Source organism: Lentibacillus populi (assembly GCA_014642895.1).
In the GTDB taxonomy this organism is placed as follows: domain Bacteria; phylum Bacillota; class Bacilli; order Bacillales; family Amphibacillaceae; genus Lentibacillus_C; species Lentibacillus_C populi.
Genome location: BMJD01000001.1, coordinates 291246 through 307927 on the forward strand (window position 1 = coordinate 291246; position 16682 = coordinate 307927).

Below are 16682 nucleotides of genomic sequence, written 5' to 3' on the forward strand. Positions count from 1 at the left end.
TTCGTCATTCACAGTAGAGGAGGGAAATCATGGAAGGACTTCTCGTCATTCTAGCCATCATTGGTGGCGTTATCGGTTTGTTCAAGGATAAATCAACTGATAAAACAAACAAGAAGCCTTATCAGGTTCCAAAGCCAACCGCAACACCTTCTGGCAGAAATTATCAAGCAGAACGTTCTGAACCGGCCGTTCATGATAACTCAAGAACAAGCACTATTATCGAAGAGCAGCGTGACAATCAAATAGAACAATTGGCAGAGCAAATAAATACGAGTACAAGAGAAATGCAAAAAAAGCTCTCCCATGATGCGATTATTGGAAATACACTAAGACAACCAAAGAATATCGATTACCAAAAAGCAGCAATGAAAAAACAGGTCAGAAAAAATTTGACCCGTAAAGGATTGGTTGACGGTATTATTATGGCGGAGGTGCTGGGGCCACCCAGATCGCGTAAACCTTATCGCAGTGTGATATCCGAACGGACAAAATAAGAACAAAGGCGGAAGCGCCCGGTTAGCGGTGTATGGACTGGACTGAGCCGTAGGAGATAAAGGAAACACGGTGAGCTGGAAGCGAACCGATGTTGACTTATCGTACGAAGGTGAAGGAAGTCCACTAGCCGCTGGGCGCTGGAGCCGGACGTGGCCTTTCTTGGAAATGAATTAATATAACTATAACTTGTATACTTTTTTACTAATCATAAACCTTTAGCCTTCATGAAAAGCAAATATGCTTATCATGAAGGCTTTTTTTGTTCTTATCTACCGCTGATTTTCATAAATATGATTGTGAGAGGAGGGGCTCTGTAAGTGAAATGGCATAAACGATTTACACCGTGGTTAACAAAGCATCTTGCACTTCCTTCAGATGTCATTCTTGAACTGCCCAGAATTACCATGATTGGTCAAATACATGTATATATCGAAAACCACCAGGGGCTCGTCGTATATTCAGAAACCGAATTAAAATTAAAAACAAATAAAGGATACATCCAAATATTGGGGTCTTCTTTTGTTTTAAAAATGATGCTTCCGGAAGAAATTTTAGTGGAAGGAACAATTGATGAAGTGAAATTTATTCCAGCATAATTTAAGGACCATGCTGCTATAAAGGAGGAAGACATGAAACAAGTTCAAGGATCATTTCTAACCGGATACGTAACCATTTTGGTGAAAGGACAAATGCCGGAGCTTTTTTTTCAAAAATGTGTTAAACGCGGCATTCTTGTCTGGAATGTAAAGAAAGAGTCACAAACAGCTTGCCGAGGGAATGTAAAACTGCAGGATATCAAATTAATCAAAGAAATAAAGCGAGGAACGGATTATAAATTATCCTTTGTCAGCAAAAAAGGTTCTCCCTTTCTTTTAAAAAGATTTCTCCAAAAAAGAGAGCTCGTTACAGGTCTTTTATTAAGTATCCTGTTAATTTTCTGCTTATCAAACATCATCTGGGACGTGAAGATAACCGGTGTGCCAAAGGATATTGAAAAGAAAATTGTAAAACAGCTTGACGCGTATGGTATTCATCCTGGATCCTGGAGTTTAACACTGGAACCGCCAAGTGTTATCCAGCAAAAATTGGTGAATGACATTCCGGAATTGTTGTGGGTTGGTGTAAACAAAAAAGGGACAACCTTTTTTCTCGAGGGTGTAGAAAAAGCTATCGTCAAAGAAAAAGAAGTGAAAGGACCTCGTAACCTCATCGCAACAAAAAAAGGTGTTATCCAAAATATGTTTGTTTCAAAGGGGCTTTCAAAGGTACAGGTGAACGACTACGTTGAGCCAGGTGATATCCTTGTTTCAGGGAAGCTGAATTTTGCCGAAAACGAAAATGAAGAAGATAGCAAAAAAGAAAAGGCAAAGTTGGTGGCAGCGGAAGGAGAAGTTATCGCGAAAACGTGGTATGAAGTTAAGGTCACTGTCCCACTTAAGGCAAATTTTGAAATGCTGACCGGAAACAAAGAGAAGAAATATTATTTGCGATTTGGCGATTTTAAGCTGCCAATATGGGGATTTGGCGAACCAGACTATAAGCGAATTCAGCAAGAAGAAAATGACAACGCGATCCATTTTTTAAAATGGAAGCTGCCAGTTCATTTTGTTGAATCAATATTAAGTGAAAAGCAGTATGAAAAGCTTGAACGTACGAAGGAGGAAGCAATCCAAATCGGTCTTAAACAAGCAGAAAAAGAATTACAGCTAAGGTTGGGTCCTGAGGCAAAAATTATCTCACAAAAAGTTTTGCATGAAACTACGGAGAGTGGTAAAGTTAAGTTAATCTTATATAATACGGTAGAAGAGAATATTGCCAAAGCAGAACCTATAAATCAAGGAGATTGAATATGTCAGAGAACCTTAGCACAATTGATCTACAAATAACAAGTCCAAATGAAGCCATGGCTTTGTTCGGTACTAATGATAAATTTTTAAAACAGATGGAAGAGCTATTGTCTGTATCGATTGTTACAAGAGGTGAGAAGATCCAGGTTTCTGGAACAAGCGAAGCTATTGGATTAGCGGAGGAAATACTGTTAACGTTTTTATCGATTATCCGAAAGGGTTTAACCATTTCTGAACGAGATGTTGTTTATGCCGTCGAGTTAGCGAAAAGTGGTAAGATAAACCAGCTTGAAACACTATTTGAAGATGAAATAACCAAAAATGTTAAAGGTAAGTCAATCCGTGTTAAAACATTAGGACAAAAAAGTTATATTTCGGCAATTAAAGCAAATGATCTGGTTTTTGGTATTGGCCCTGCTGGGACGGGAAAAACGTATTTAGCTGTTGTTATGGCTGTTCATGCGTTAAAAAATGGAATGGTAAAACGGATTATCTTGACCAGGCCAGCAGTTGAGGCGGGGGAAAGCTTGGGATTTTTGCCTGGTGATTTAAAGGAGAAGGTGGATCCATATTTACGTCCTTTATACGATGCCTTGCACGATGTATTAGGTGCAGAACATACAGCAAGGCTAATCGAGCGGGAAACAATCGAAATTGCCCCGCTTGCTTACATGCGGGGGAGGACACTGGATGACGCATTCGTTATCCTGGATGAGGCACAGAATACGACGCCCGAACAAATGAAGATGTTTCTGACGCGTCTCGGCTTTGGTTCCAAAATGGTTATTACTGGGGATATTACACAAATCGACTTGCCTAAAGGGGTTAAATCCGGTTTGCACGTCGCGAGCCAGTTGCTTGAAAATGTGAAAGGAATAGCGTTCGTATATTTAAATCAGACTGATGTTGTTCGACACCCATTAGTACAGCGGATTATCGATGCATATGAAAAAGTAAATTAATTTCTGTTACGTAAGGCCCGATTTAGCGGGTCTTATTTTCTATAGTAGCTATGTTCAATAATGAGGTGAAACCGTGAAGAAAAAAATAGGGGAATTTTTGACTTCATTACTAAATTTTAATTCAAGATGGATTACAATCGTTATACCTGTCATTTTACTAGGTATCTTCTTCTTCCTTGTGACCGTAAACAATGTATTTACGGAAACATTTAATATCGAGCGGTTTAGCAATGCGAGAGAAACAATTCGTTCGCCAATAACGATCGAAAACGAACTGGAAACGGAGCGAAAGACACGGGAAACCGTTCAATCGGTTGAGGATCGCTATGATATATCCAAGGAAATTACCGATGAACAGCTTGGATATGTAAATGAAATATTTGATGCGATTACTAAATTGGAAGAGGAAAATGCAGACACCGAAAATTCTGCTGATACAGATAAAAACGACAAAGCTGTTCAGCTAACAACACCGGAAAAAGTGCAAAAGCTGGAAAATATTTTATCACCGGAAATAACCGAACATGTTGATGAACTTATTTTAGCTCAGCTTATTGAAACCGCACCTGAAAAACGTGAAAATGGGAAAAAGACCATGCTGGAAGCTTTAACAACAGTTTTAAATAACGGGGTACGCACCGAGAATGTGCAAAGTGCAACAGCAGAAGTAAAACAACAAATAAAATACACGAATCTTGATAATGATCTCAAACAGGCGTTAATGTCGTTAAGCAGTTTTGCTGTTGTAGAGAATTCATTTTTTGATGTTGAGAAAACGATGGATGCCAGGAAGGAAGCAGCAGCGAGTGTTGAACCGGTCATTATTCGCGCAGGTGAAATCATTGTCAGAGAAGGGCAAACCATTACAAATGAAATATATGAGGAATTAAAATTAGTTGGTTTATTAAATAAAGAACGAAATTTATTCCCGGTAATTGGTCTGGCTCTACTTATTATCCTGATTATCGGTGTCATCGGGTACGAAATGTATTTGTCAGGAAAACGAAAGCAGCTGGATAAGGGAAAAATCGCAGCAGTTTTGCTTATTAGTGTTATCGTTATTTCACTGATGAAGGGGGTCAGTTTTTTTACAACACAAGTCAACCAGTTGTATTTTCTTGTTCCTGTTGCTACTGGAGCACTGTTATTAAAACAATTGATTCATGAGCGATTTGCAATTGTTTTGGCAGGTTTATATGCCATTTTGGGATGTATTATATTTAATGGCGAAATACCGGGCTCATTGAATGTGGAAGCTGGCATCTATTTCTTCTTCTCACAGCTTGCTGGTATTATCTTTTTACGGAACATTAAAGATAGATTGGCGATTGTCAGAGCCGGAATTGGAATGACTGTCGTAAATGTCATTACTGTATTATTATTTTTATTTCTATCGTTTGAAAAATATTCCTTAAAGGATCTTTTTATTCAGTCAGGTTTCGGGTTTGGGGCTGCTTTTCTATCAGCAGTATTAACAATCGGACTGCTGCCGTTTTTTGAAACTGGATTGGGGATATTATCGGACATCAAATTACTTTCATTATCAAGTCCCAATCAGCCATTAATTAAAAAGATCCTGACAGAAGCACCAGGAACCTATCATCATTCCATTATGGTTGCCAATTTAAGCGAAACGGCTTGTGAGGCAATTGGTGCCAATGGCTTATTGGCAAGGGTTGGTGCCTATTATCATGATATTGGCAAAACGGTCAGACCTCAGTATTTTATTGAAAATCAGCTAGGTATCGAGAACCCGCATGATAAACTGGATCCGAAGCAAAGTGCTGAAATCATTATCAGTCATCCGTATGATGGAGTGGCAATGTTGAAGCAGCACAAGCTCCCAAAGGAAATTATTGATATTGCCATGCAGCATCATGGTACAACATTATTAAAATATTTTTATTACAAGGAGAAGGAAAACAACGACCAGGTCAAGGAAGAAGATTTCCGGTATCCAGGGCCAAAACCGCAAACAAGAGAGATTGGCATCGTCAATATATGCGACTCGGTGGAGGCGGCCGTTCGTTCGTTAAAAGAACCGACAGAGGAAAAAATTGAAGAGATCGTCTCATCCATTATTAAGGACCGGTTAATGGACGGACAATTAGATGAATGTCCGTTAACCATGAAAGAATTAAACACGGTTCATAAGACTGTTTGTGAGGCGTTAAAAGGGATTTTTCATTCAAGAATTCAATATCCTGCCAAGGAGGCGAAATAAATGCATATTGACTTTCATGATCAAACAAATTCGGTACCTAGTGATTTCATCGATATGCTTCATCGTTTACTGGACTTTGCGGCCGAGAAAGAAGGTATCACAAACGAAGCGGAAGTGTCGGTAAACTTTGTTGACAATAAGAAAATTCAGGAGTTAAATCGAAATTATCGTCAGCAGAATCGACCGACAGATGTTATTTCCTTTGCATTACAGGAAACGGTTGATGGGGAATTACAAGTTATCGGGGAGGATATACCACTCGTACTTGGTGATATTGTCATCTCCGTTGATCGCGCAAAAGAACAGGCAGCAGATTATAATCATTCGCTTGAACGGGAAATAGGCTTTCTATCCGTTCATGGCTTCCTTCATCTGCTTGGCTATGATCATGTGGAAAAGGAAGAGGAAGAGGAAATGTTTCAGCGACAAGAGGACATCTTAGATGCGTTCGGACTCAAACGATAAACGAAAAAAACGGGGAATTGGTCTTAAATTTGCATGGAATGGTTTTTGGGAAGTACTGAAGCATGAACGAAACTTTCAAATCCACCTTATCGTTGGTATCATCATCATCTGCGCTGGTTTTTTTCTTCAACTAACAGCCGGTGAGTGGGTAATGATTGTGCTCGTTATCGGGTTCGTACTAACGGCAGAGATGATAAATACGACGATTGAAAAATTAATCAACTACCTGAAACCGGAAATTCATCCGGAAGCAAAGACGATTAAAGATATTGCAGCTGCCACTGTTTTAATAGCCGCAGTGATTGCCGTGATTATTGGTTTCATTGTCTTTTTGCCAAAACTATATAGCCTGTTATAATTACAAAACCCCATCAGAACAATGATGGGGTTTGTTTTAATGAATCAGGCTTGTCCATTTTGTACTTGTCCAGGAAATTATAAACTTAATCCGCTGTAGATTACTGAATATCATGAGGGCCACGGTGAGCTTTAACACCCAGGATTGGTGCTTACTTATGTCATAAATTGAGAAAAAAGAAAAACTTTTTAAAGCTTTTGTCGATAACATGAAAGTGGACTGTTTTTGTAGTATTATAGTATTTACACAACGAAATAAATATAGAGGGCACCGGAGGATATACAATGGAAAATAACTTTAAATCGGGTTTTATTGCGATAATAGGCAGGCCAAATGTTGGGAAATCGACATTCTTAAATCGGGTGATTGGCCAGAAAATAGCCATTATGAGTGATAAAGCACAAACAACACGCAATAAAATTCAGGGTGTTCTGACACAAGATGATGCACAAATTGTATTTATTGACACCCCTGGAATTCACAAGCCTAAACATCGGCTTGGCGACTTTATGGTGCAAATTGCCGAAAATACCTTAAATGAAGTGGATGCAATATTGTTTATGATTAATGCCAAAGAGGGCTATGGCAAGGGTGATCAATATATTATTGACCGCTTGCAGCAAGTTAAAAAACCGGTTTTTCTCATTATCAACAAAATTGATTTAATCCATCCGGATGACTTATTTCCACTCATCGAATTATATAAAGGGAAATATGACTTTGAGGAGATCATTCCAATCTCGGCGTTACAAGGAAATAATGTGGACCATATGCTTGATGTTTTAAAGGCGCATTTGCCATCAGGACCCAAGTATTATCCCGACGATCAGGTAACGGACCATCCGGAGCGTTTTATTATTAGTGAATTAATTCGGGAAAAGGTTCTGCAGTTAACCAGGGAAGAAGTACCGCATTCTATCGCAGTTGTAATTGAGAATATTGAAAAACGGGACTCAAACGCTATATTTATTCAGGCAACGGTTATCACAGAAAGAAAATCACAAAAAGGAATTTTAATTGGGAAACATGGGAGTATGCTGAAGGAAATTGGTAAAAAGGCTCGTGCCGATATTGAAGCTTTACTTGGAACAAAGGTGTACTTAGAGCTTTGGATAAAGGTGCAAAAGGATTGGCGAAACAGACAGAGCCAACTGCGAGAGTTGGGTTTTCGCAGTGATGAATATTAAACATGGTAAATTTTAAAACTCATTCATTCCGGAAGTGTGGTCATTATAATAGGGAGAGGTTCAAAAAGTACCAATTCAAATGTTATATAGAAAGGCGGGGTTTCTTGTGATCGACTTTACGTGGAAATTATTTAGTCAAACGGGGAACATTGAAACCTATTTATTATTGAAAGAGTTGGAAACAGAACCAAAAGTAAATGGTCAAACTAAACACCGTGACGAAGAACTATCACAACTCGATACCAACCTGTAGCACATATTTAAAGTTTAGGATCTGGTAAAGAAAGGTGAAGCTATGTGCTCGAAAAAGTGGAAGGAATTATTATCAAAACGCAAGATTATGGTGAAACACATAAAATAGTTACGATATTTAGTAAAACGATCGGGAAATTTGCTGCCATTGCCAGAGGCGCAAAAAAACCAAAGAGCAGAATGGCTGCCGTTACGCAGCCATTCATTCATGGGGAATTTTTAGTTTATTTGAATTCGGGGTTAAGTACGATTCAGCAAGGTGAGATGCTAAATTCTTTACGATCGATTCGTGAAGATATTGTCAAAACGGCATATGCGGCTTATATTGTTGAATTGACAGATAAACTTGTGGATCAAAAAAAGCCTGATCATTATTTATATAATCAGCTTCTGTTAACTATTGACTGGATTGCTGGTCATGATAGTGCGGAGATTCCAATTATCATGTATGAAATGAAATTGTATCAAAAAGGCGGGTTCGCTCCAACTGTTAATCAATGTGTCCATTGTGGCAGTACAGAAGCGCCGTTTTCTTTTTCCATTCCAGAAGGTGGACTGTTATGCAGAAGGTGTTTACATCTTGATAATGAAGCAATCCCATTGTCAAATAAACTGGCAAGGCTTTTGTATCTGTTCAGTAGTGTAGGGCTTGAACGAATTGGCAATATATCAATGAAGGAAGAAAACATACGGCTTATCAGACAACTGCTCGATGCTTATTATGACCGGTTTGGCGGATATTACATAAAATCCAAAAAGTTTTTAAAACAGCTTGACAAGTTCAGGTAAAACACAAAAGCGGAAGCGCCCGGTTAGCGGCGTATGGACTGGACTGAGCCGTAGGAGATAAAGGAAACATGCCCCTGCAAAAGGGGTATGCCGACGTTGGGCGCAAAGCCCGTTCTTAGTCGGCCTTCCTTCTTACCCGAACCGATGTTGACTTATCGGACGGAGGCGAGGGAAGTCCACTAGCCGCTGGGTGCTGGAGCTGGACGTGGCCCATCTTGATAACCAGTGATTCCAACTGATAAATTTCTTAATCTCTTGATAAGTAAATATTGTTGACATAAACGACAAAATACAGTATGATTTGTACATAATTTTCAAGTGATATAAGATTGCTGTGATGGAGAAAAAGTACTTGTAACTGCTATTTATAGCGAGTCCAGAATGGTGGAAGCTGGATAATAGGATTACAGGGAAGGCGCTCCTGAGCAATTTCGGATAAAGTGGCTCTGATTAGGAGCAAATAGGGTGGAACCGCGGGCAAAAATCCGTCCCTATGTCTTGGAAACATGACATAGGGACGGATTTTTTCTTTTGGATTCGGTTTAATAATTGGGAGGAAATAATAACATGAACATTCAAGAAATGATTTTAACATTGCAAAAACATTGGGCAGAGCAAAATTGTCTTTTAATGCAAGCTTATGATGTAGAAAAAGGTGCAGGGACCATGTCGCCAATGACACTATTACGAAGTCTTGGCCCGGAACCGTGGAATGTAGCCTATGTAGAGCCTTCAAGGCGTCCAGCTGATGGCAGATATGGTCAAAATCCAAATCGTTTATATCAGCACCATCAGTTTCAAGTCATTATGAAGCCATCACCTGCAAACATCCAGGAGCTTTATCTCGACTCACTAAAGACACTTGGAATCGATCCATTAGAGCATGACATCCGATTTGTTGAAGACAATTGGGAAAATCCAACACTTGGTGCTGCCGGACTTGGATGGGAAGTATGGCTTGATGGGATGGAGATTACCCAGTTTACGTATTTTCAGCAAATTGGCGGCCTGGAAGCAAACCCGGTTGCTGTTGAATTAACATACGGACTGGAACGACTGGCTTCTTATATCCAGGATAAGGAAAATGTATTTGACCTGGAATGGACGGATGGCGTAACGGTAAAAGATATCTTTCTGCAGCCGGAATACGAACATTCCACCTATACCTTTGAGGAATCCGATACAGAAATGCTGTTTGAATTATTTGCGATGTACGAAAAAGAAGCAAAAACAACCATGGAAAAAGGGCTGGTATTCCCGGCATATGACTATGTATTAAAATGTTCGCATACGTTTAATTTGCTAGATGCCAAAGGAGTTATTTCCGTAACCGAACGAACCGGATATATCTCGCGTGTCCGTAATTTGGCAAAAGGAATTGCAAAGGCATATGTAGCCAAACGCGAAGAACTTGGATTTCCGATGCTGAAGGGAGAGCATAAATAATGGCGAAAGACGCGTTATTTGAAATTGGACTGGAAGAATTACCTGCACGCTTCATTGATGATGCAGCAAATCAGCTGACAGCTAAAACAAAAAAGTGGTTAGAAGAATTACGTATTTCCTACGACTCCATTTCTTCTTATTCTACTCCAAGGAGACTTGCTATACTGATTCACGGCATGGCCGAAGAACAGACTGCAGTGGAAGAGGAAGTAAAAGGTCCGGCTGTAAAAATAGCACGTAATGCGGATGGAGAATGGACAAAGGCGGCGATTGGGTTTACGAAAGGCCAAGGCAAAACAACCGATGATATTTATACAAAGGATATTAAAGGTACATCATACATTTTTGTCAAAAAATATATCGAGGGAAACCCGACTATTAAACTTTTGCCGGCATTTAGGGACATTGTTTTATCCTTGCAATTTCCTAAAAATATGCACTGGGGAACGGAAACACTCAGGTTTGCAAGACCAATTCGCTGGCTTGTTGCATTATATGGCAGTGAGGTTGTTCCGTTTACGATTGCCCATGTTCAATCAGATAACGAAACATACGGGCATCGTTTTTTAGGAGGCAGGATCACACTTACCCACCCCGCGGAATACATTGTCAAGCTTGCCGAAAACTTTGTAATCGCTGATCCTGCCAAGCGCGAAAAGCTGATTACCGATGGAATAAAAAAAATGGAAAACGAAAAAGGATTGCAAATTCCAATTGATCCCGACCTGCTTGAGGAAGTACGCAACCTGGTTGAATATCCAACTGTATTTATTGGTGAATTTGCTGATAGTTTTCTGGATTTGCCACCTGAAGTGTTAATCACGTCCATGAAAGAACACCAGCGTTATTTCCCTGTTAAATCCCCTGAAGGAAACCTATTGCCTTATTTCATTGGGGTCAGAAATGGCGATATCTATCAGCTAGAGACAGTTGCTAAAGGGAACGAAAAAGTATTGAAAGCACGGCTCGCTGATGCACAATTTTTCTATGAAGAGGATCAAAAGCATCCGATCGATTTTTATTTGCAAAAACTGAACAAAGTCGTCTTTCAGGATAAGTTAGGTACAATTCATGATAAAGTGGAACGGGTCATCCAAATTACAAAAGAAATCGCGGAGACATTGAAACTTGATGATACGAGCAAACAAAAAGCAGTCCGGGCTGCTGAAATTAGTAAATTTGATTTGATGACAAATATGGTTAATGAATTTACGGAACTTCAAGGGATAATGGGCGAGAAATACGCCATCAACTTTGGTGAAGATGAGACGGTTGCAAAAGCAATTGCCGAACATTATTTGCCACGACATGCAACAGACCAGCTGCCGGAAACAATTGAAGGGGCGATTGTAAGTGTTGCTGATAAACTGGATACGATTGTTGGCTGTATCTCGGTTGGATTAGTTCCGACAGGTTCTCAGGATCCTTATGGACTGCGGCGGCAGGCTGTTGGTATGTTGAAAATTCTGCAAAGTGGCAAATGGAAAATTTCAGTAGAACAATTGCTGAATATAGCGCTGAAATTGTATCAATCGCTTGATATTGAACAGGGCGATATAGAAAAAACAGCAATGGAGTTACATGAATTTTTAGCGTTACGTGCAACGTATTTATTAAAAGAGGCAAATATTGAAATAGATATCATTCAGGCGGTATTATCAAAAGCGATTGGCGTTGTGGACTATACCATTGCCAAAGCAGGCAACCTGTCGGAAAAACGTAACCAGGCTGACTTTAAACAAACCGAAGAGGCATTTACCCGTGTGTTGAATTTAGCAAAAAAAGCGGAAAGTACTGCTGTGGAGAGCCGGTTGTTTGAAACACCTTCCGAAACCTTTTTGTATAAGAAGTTTAAGGAAGTGCAGGCTGGCTACCAGCAAGCTAAAGACAGCTTGGATGCAGAACAGGCTTTACTGCAATTAAGTGGTCTGACGGAGGAAATTCATAACTTTTTCGAACATAATATGGTGATGGCAGATAACGAAGCAGTACGAAACAATCGTCTGGCATTGCTTCATTCACTTGCGGCATTAATTTATGATTATGCCGATATGACGCAAATAAGCTGGAAACAGCATTTTTAGTCGTCTAGGAAATTATAAAATTTTGCGGCTGTAGATAACTTAATAACCGGATAAGCCACGTCCGGCTCCAGCGCCCAGCGGCTAGTGTGCAACACCCGCCTCCGTACGATAAGTCAACATCGGTTCGGGTAAGAAGGAAGGCCGACTAAGAACGGGCTTTGCGCCCAACGTCGGCATACCCCTTTTGCAGGGGCATGTTTCCTTTATCTCCTACGGTAGGAATGTTCGGTTAAAACCACCGCTCCCGGCGGCAACACCGAACCACCCTGCTTGGCAGGGCGCAGCACATACGCCGCTAAACGGGCGCTTGCGCCTTAGTTCTGATAACTCTACAACCTGATATTCTTTTTGTGGCAAATGGTATATAATATTGTGAAGATTAGTATGTCATATTGTCCGAGTAGGTGGTGAAAAGGTGGAACTATCAAAGCGACAGGAACAAATAATTGAAATAGTCAAGGAAAATGGCCCAATTACTGGTGAACACATTGCCGATCGGTTGTCTTTGACACGGGCAACATTACGTCCTGATTTAGCAATCTTAACAATGGCAGGTTTTCTTGATGCCAGACCGCGTGTTGGCTATTTTTTTACAGGAAAAACGGGTTCAGAGCTATTAACTGAAAAAATTAAAAAGTTCAAAGTCCACGAATATCAATCTGTGCCGATCGTTGTCAAGGAAAGTGTATCCGTTTATGATGCTATTTCAGCAATGTTTTTAGAGGATGTTGGGACATTATTTGTTGTTGATAACAACGCTTGTCTGACAGGAGTTCTTTCACGTAAGGATCTGCTTAGGGCAAGCATCGGCAAACAGGATTTAAACGATATACCAGTGCACATTATTATGACACGAATGCCCAATATTACGGTGTGCAGGAGAGAAGATCCACTGTTAGAAGCTGCCAAAAAATTAATTTATAAGCAAATAGATGGATTACCGGTAATCAAAGATACGGACGCTGGTTTGGAGATTGTTGGACGTATTACAAAAACAACGATAACCAAGGCTTTCGTTGAACTAATTACAGATGGACATGTATAGAGGATGTTCAAAAAGTCAGCAAATAATAAGTGACGAACGCTAGAGTTGGCAGCAAGGGATCTTCCGCTAAAACCGCCCGCGATAATAGCCAACGGAGAAGTCAGTACTTTCTGGGCAAGCCCGGTGCCAAGAGCTAAGCTGTCTCGACCTTCAAGATCCAATTCGGCAATTTTTTGAAACCTAGAGGGGGAGGAATAGTGATGGGAGAAAAACCATTAGTTTATGTATTATCTGACTCTGTTGGTGAAACAGCAGATTTGGTAATAAAAGCTGGTCTGAGCCAATTTAATAATGGCGAATATAAAATTCAACGTATACCTTATGTAGAAGATAAAGAGACAATTGATGAAGTGCTTATTTTGGCAAAAGAGCAACAGGGTATTATTGGCTTTACACTGGTTGATCCTGAACTGCGCAACTATTTGAATCTGGAAGCGAAAAAATTTAACGTGGAAGCAATTGATATAATGGGACCGATGATGGAATCCATGGAACGGTTGTTTGGTAAACCGCGGCTTGAGCCTGGCCTTGTTCATAAGCTGGATGAAGACTATTTTAAACGGGTGGAGGCTATCGAATTCGCTGTAAAGTATGATGATGGACGAGATCCACGTGGAATAGCCCGGGCAGATATTATTCTAATCGGTGTTTCACGGACATCGAAAACCCCTTTGTCGCAATATCTTGCCCATAAGCGAATAAAGGTTGCGAATGTACCAATTGTTCCAGAAGTAGATCCGCCTGAAGAATTGTTTGAAGTAAGTCCGGAAAAATGTATCGGCCTGAGGATCAATCCGGTGAAATTAAATGATATTCGCAGAGAAAGACTGAAAGCTTTGGGGTTGGGTGATCAGGCGACATATGCGCATATGGACAGGATCCATCAGGAATTACATTATTTTGATAAAATAGTCGAAAAAATTGGCTGTAGAGTTGTTGATGTATCAAACAAAGCAGTGGAAGAAACGGCAAACAGCATTTTACGGATTATTAAACAAAACTAAAAAGCGTTTTTCATATTATCGGAGAGCATTCTGCCTGAAGTAAGGTTAGAATGTTTTCTTATGAAACAGTATTTTTTAATAGCAATTTTAAAAGGCTTGTATTATAATTAGTTTTTGTGTGAAAAATGTATGGCTAAAGGGGCATAATCAGAAAAATAAAACATTGCTAATTAGGAAGGATTCTGTTTCGGCTATGTAGAACTTTATAAATATGGAAAACGAATATTGGTTCCATTAACAATAATCACCCAAGCTGACAATGATTTAAGAACAAAGGCGTAAGCGCCCGTTTAGCGGCGTATGTGCTGCGCCCTGCCAAGCAGGGTGGTTCGGTGTTGCCGCCGGGAGCGGTGGTTTTAACCGAACATTCCTACCGTAGGAGATAAAGGAAACACGGTGAGCTGGAAGCGAACCGATGTTGACTTATCGTACGGAGGCGGGTGTTGCATACTAGCCGCTGGGCGCTGGAGCCGGACGTGGCTTACTTTGACATGAGTGGAATAGAGCCTGGATTCTTATACTTTCTTAACTAATGAGAAAAACGTGCAAAAAATTCCTTCATACGGCATATACATGAAGAAGTCCTTCTTAGTTTCTCATAACAATAGAAGGAAATTTTTTTCAAGTAATAAAAAATATTTGTCGAATCGTGAAGGGTTTTCTTAAACAATCTCGAATATTAATATAGTATGGTGGTTTCATATGCCTAAACAAATTCCAGAAGATGTAATTGAAAGGATTCGAAAAGCAAATGACATTGTGGACGTCATTGGCGAATACGTACAGTTGAAAAAACAGGGGAGAAGCTATATGGGGTTGTGCCCTTTTCATGGGGAAAAGACTCCTTCCTTTTCCGTCACCCAGGACAAACAAATTTTTCGTTGCTTCGGCTGTGGAAAAGGTGGAAATGTTGTAACATTTTTAATGGAAATGGAGAGTTACTCCTTTTATGAAGCACTTAAATTCCTGGCTGACAGAAGCGGTGTAAAACTGCCCGAAATGGGTATGCGCGAAAACAGTTCACTATCGGAGGAAAATCAAAGTATTCTCTCTGCTCATGAATGGCTGCAAAAGCTTTACCATCACCTGCTGCGATTTACGAAGGATGGGAAAGAGGGATACCAATATCTGATTGATCGGGGCATTAAGCAAGAAACGATTGATCTTTTCCAATTAGGATTTGCCCCGAATGTGAAGGATTTTACAGCCGAATTTCTTGAAAAAAAAGGGTTTCATCAACAGGTATTAGTCAAGGCTGGTTTACTATCCTTACGGGATGACGATACTGTAGCCGACCGTTTTAGGGGCAGGGTCATTTTTCCGATTCGCAATCATTTAGGTAAGACGGTAGCGTTTGGCGGGCGGGCAATTGCCGGTCAGGAGCCGAAATATTTGAACAGCCCGGAAAGTGATCTATTCCAAAAAGGAAAGCTCTTGTATAATTTCGATCAGGCCAAAAAACATATCCGTTCCAGTGGTGAAGCAATACTGCTTGAAGGATATATGGACGTTATTGCAGCATTTCAGGCAGGTGTCAAAAATGTCATCGCTACGTTAGGTACTTCCCTAACCGAAAATCAGGCAAAGTTATTAAGAAGGTATGTTGATACAGTAGTTGTTTGTTATGATTCCGACAATGCTGGTACTGAGGCAGCTTATAAAGCTGCCAACCTTCTTAGGCAAGTAGGGTGTAAAGTTAAGGTTGCCCGAATGGAAGATGGAATGGATCCAGATGACTATATTAAGGCATACGGCGCTAATGCATTTACCGACAAAGTGATCAAAGCAAGCGACACCTATATGAGCTTTTACATGCGATATATGAAAAAAGATTATAATTTAAACCTTGAAGGAGATCGCATAAACTATCTGGAAATTGTTTTAAAACAACTGGCGGTGATTGATAATGCTGTGGAACGGGAATATTATGTAAAGGAATTAAGCAGGGAATATGGTTTAACAATGGATACGTTAAATCAGGAAATCCTCAAAATCCGGCAAAATATGGGGATTAATAAGGATAAGAGGGAAAAGAAAAGATATACTACTAATAATGCAAAAGATATTCATCAAAACAAAAAGCTCTTACCTGCATTTCATAATGCGGAACGACAGCTTATTGCATATATGTTGAAAGATACAGCAATAGCTGATAAAGTGCAAGAGCAAGTTGGCGGCTCCTTTAATTTGGAAGAGCATAAAATTATTACAACACATTTGTATGCTTACTACGAAGAAGGGCATCCTGCAGATGTCAGTCTATTTGTTGACAGGCTTAATGATGAAAAAATCATTCAGATTGTCATTGAAATCGCAATGATGCCTGTAGTTGAAGATATTAGTGATAAAGAGATCAATGATTATATACGGATCATTCGTGCCGAAAATAGTGATATGGCAACCATTAAAATGTTAAAAGAAAAACAACGATTAGCTGAACAGCAAAGTGATCCAATAAAAGCTGCGCAAATTGCTATGGAAATCATTGAAATACAAAAACAGTTAAAAAGCCCAATTTGATTTT

At 39.8% G+C, this 16682-nt stretch carries 15 protein-coding genes and 1 other annotated feature; all 15 genes read left to right on the plus strand.

Annotation, left to right across the window (positions count from 1 at the left end; all coding sequences use genetic code 11):
• The first annotated feature begins 29 nt into the window (after positions 1-29).
• Positions 30-494, plus strand: a complete 465-nt coding sequence (locus IEX12_RS01465) for a YqfB family membrane protein (protein ID WP_188724579.1) — start codon at positions 30-32, stop codon at positions 492-494.
• A 318-nt stretch (positions 495-812) separates the two neighbouring features.
• Positions 813-1091, plus strand: coding sequence for a sporulation protein YqfC (gene yqfC, locus IEX12_RS01470; RefSeq protein ID WP_088050679.1), 279 nt, complete (start codon positions 813-815; stop codon positions 1089-1091).
• Positions 1092-1124: 33 nt separating this feature from the next.
• Positions 1125-2342, plus strand: a complete 1218-nt coding sequence (gene yqfD / locus IEX12_RS01475) for a sporulation protein YqfD (RefSeq protein WP_155554110.1) — start codon at positions 1125-1127, stop codon at positions 2340-2342.
• Positions 2343-2344: 2 nt separating this feature from the next.
• Positions 2345-3304 carry a PhoH family protein gene (locus tag IEX12_RS01480; protein ID WP_088050677.1) on the plus strand — a complete coding sequence of 320 codons (960 nt, stop codon included), beginning with the start codon at positions 2345-2347 and terminating at the stop codon, positions 3302-3304.
• 73 nt (positions 3305-3377) lie between these two features.
• Positions 3378-5528 carry an HD family phosphohydrolase gene (locus IEX12_RS01485; RefSeq protein ID WP_230855981.1) on the plus strand — a complete coding sequence of 717 codons (2151 nt, stop codon included), beginning with the start codon at positions 3378-3380 and terminating at the stop codon, positions 5526-5528.
• Positions 5529-5993: an rRNA maturation RNase YbeY gene (ybeY, locus tag IEX12_RS01490; RefSeq protein WP_088050676.1), complete on the plus strand. Its 465-nt coding sequence runs from the start codon at positions 5529-5531 to the stop codon at positions 5991-5993.
• Complete coding sequence (locus IEX12_RS01495) at positions 5971-6351, plus strand: diacylglycerol kinase family protein (RefSeq protein WP_088050675.1); 381 nt, start codon at positions 5971-5973, stop codon at positions 6349-6351. Before ybeY ends, IEX12_RS01495 begins: the two co-directional genes overlap by 23 nt.
• Before the next feature lie 284 nt (positions 6352-6635).
• Positions 6636-7538: a GTPase Era gene (gene era, locus IEX12_RS01500; protein ID WP_088050674.1), complete on the plus strand. Its 903-nt coding sequence runs from the start codon at positions 6636-6638 to the stop codon at positions 7536-7538.
• Between the two features lie 106 nt (positions 7539-7644).
• Positions 7645-7791, plus strand: a complete 147-nt coding sequence (locus tag IEX12_RS01505; protein ID WP_088050673.1) for a YqzL family protein — start codon at positions 7645-7647, stop codon at positions 7789-7791.
• Positions 7792-7835: 44 nt separating this feature from the next.
• Positions 7836-8579, plus strand: coding sequence for a DNA repair protein RecO (gene recO, locus IEX12_RS01510; RefSeq protein WP_088050672.1), 744 nt, complete (start codon positions 7836-7838; stop codon positions 8577-8579).
• Positions 8580-8904: 325 nt separating this feature from the next.
• Positions 8905-9075: a binding site (T-box leader), on the plus strand.
• 71 nt (positions 9076-9146) lie between these two features.
• Positions 9147-10025: a glycine--tRNA ligase subunit alpha gene (gene glyQ, locus IEX12_RS01515; protein WP_088050671.1), complete on the plus strand. Its 879-nt coding sequence runs from the start codon at positions 9147-9149 to the stop codon at positions 10023-10025.
• The gene (gene glyS / locus IEX12_RS01520; RefSeq protein ID WP_088050670.1) at positions 10025-12109 is read left to right on the plus strand and encodes a glycine--tRNA ligase subunit beta; all 2085 of its coding nucleotides are present in this window, start codon (positions 10025-10027) and stop codon (positions 12107-12109) included. The genes glyQ and glyS overlap by 1 nt, the downstream gene beginning before the upstream one ends.
• Positions 12110-12524: 415 nt before the next feature.
• A complete protein-coding gene (gene ccpN / locus IEX12_RS01525; RefSeq protein WP_088050669.1) occupies positions 12525-13154 on the plus strand; it encodes a transcriptional regulator CcpN in 630 nt (209 codons plus the stop codon).
• 200 nt (positions 13155-13354) lie between these two features.
• Positions 13355-14158 carry a pyruvate, water dikinase regulatory protein gene (locus IEX12_RS01530; protein WP_088050668.1) on the plus strand — a complete coding sequence of 268 codons (804 nt, stop codon included), beginning with the start codon at positions 13355-13357 and terminating at the stop codon, positions 14156-14158.
• 702 nt (positions 14159-14860) lie between these two features.
• On the plus strand, positions 14861-16678 hold the full coding sequence (gene dnaG, locus IEX12_RS01535; protein ID WP_155554109.1) for a DNA primase: 1818 nt from the start codon (positions 14861-14863) through the stop codon (positions 16676-16678).
• Positions 16679-16682 lie beyond the last annotated feature (4 nt).

Coding starts and splice junctions, on each gene's coding strand:
- IEX12_RS01465 (WP_188724579.1), top strand. CDS start 30: ATGGAAGGACTTCTCGTCATTCTAGCCATCATTGGTGGCGTTATCGGT.
- ybeY (WP_088050676.1), top strand. CDS start 5,529: ATGCATATTGACTTTCATGATCAAACAAATTCGGTACCTAGTGATTTC.
- glyS (WP_088050670.1), top strand. CDS start 10,025: ATGGCGAAAGACGCGTTATTTGAAATTGGACTGGAAGAATTACCTGCA.
- IEX12_RS01530 (WP_088050668.1), top strand. CDS start 13,355: ATGGGAGAAAAACCATTAGTTTATGTATTATCTGACTCTGTTGGTGAA.
- yqfD (WP_155554110.1), top strand. CDS start 1,125: ATGAAACAAGTTCAAGGATCATTTCTAACCGGATACGTAACCATTTTG.
- IEX12_RS01480 (WP_088050677.1), top strand. CDS start 2,345: ATGTCAGAGAACCTTAGCACAATTGATCTACAAATAACAAGTCCAAAT.
- dnaG (WP_155554109.1), top strand. CDS start 14,861: ATGCCTAAACAAATTCCAGAAGATGTAATTGAAAGGATTCGAAAAGCA.
- IEX12_RS01495 (WP_088050675.1), top strand. CDS start 5,971: ATGCGTTCGGACTCAAACGATAAACGAAAAAAACGGGGAATTGGTCTT.
- era (WP_088050674.1), top strand. CDS start 6,636: ATGGAAAATAACTTTAAATCGGGTTTTATTGCGATAATAGGCAGGCCA.
- glyQ (WP_088050671.1), top strand. CDS start 9,147: ATGAACATTCAAGAAATGATTTTAACATTGCAAAAACATTGGGCAGAG.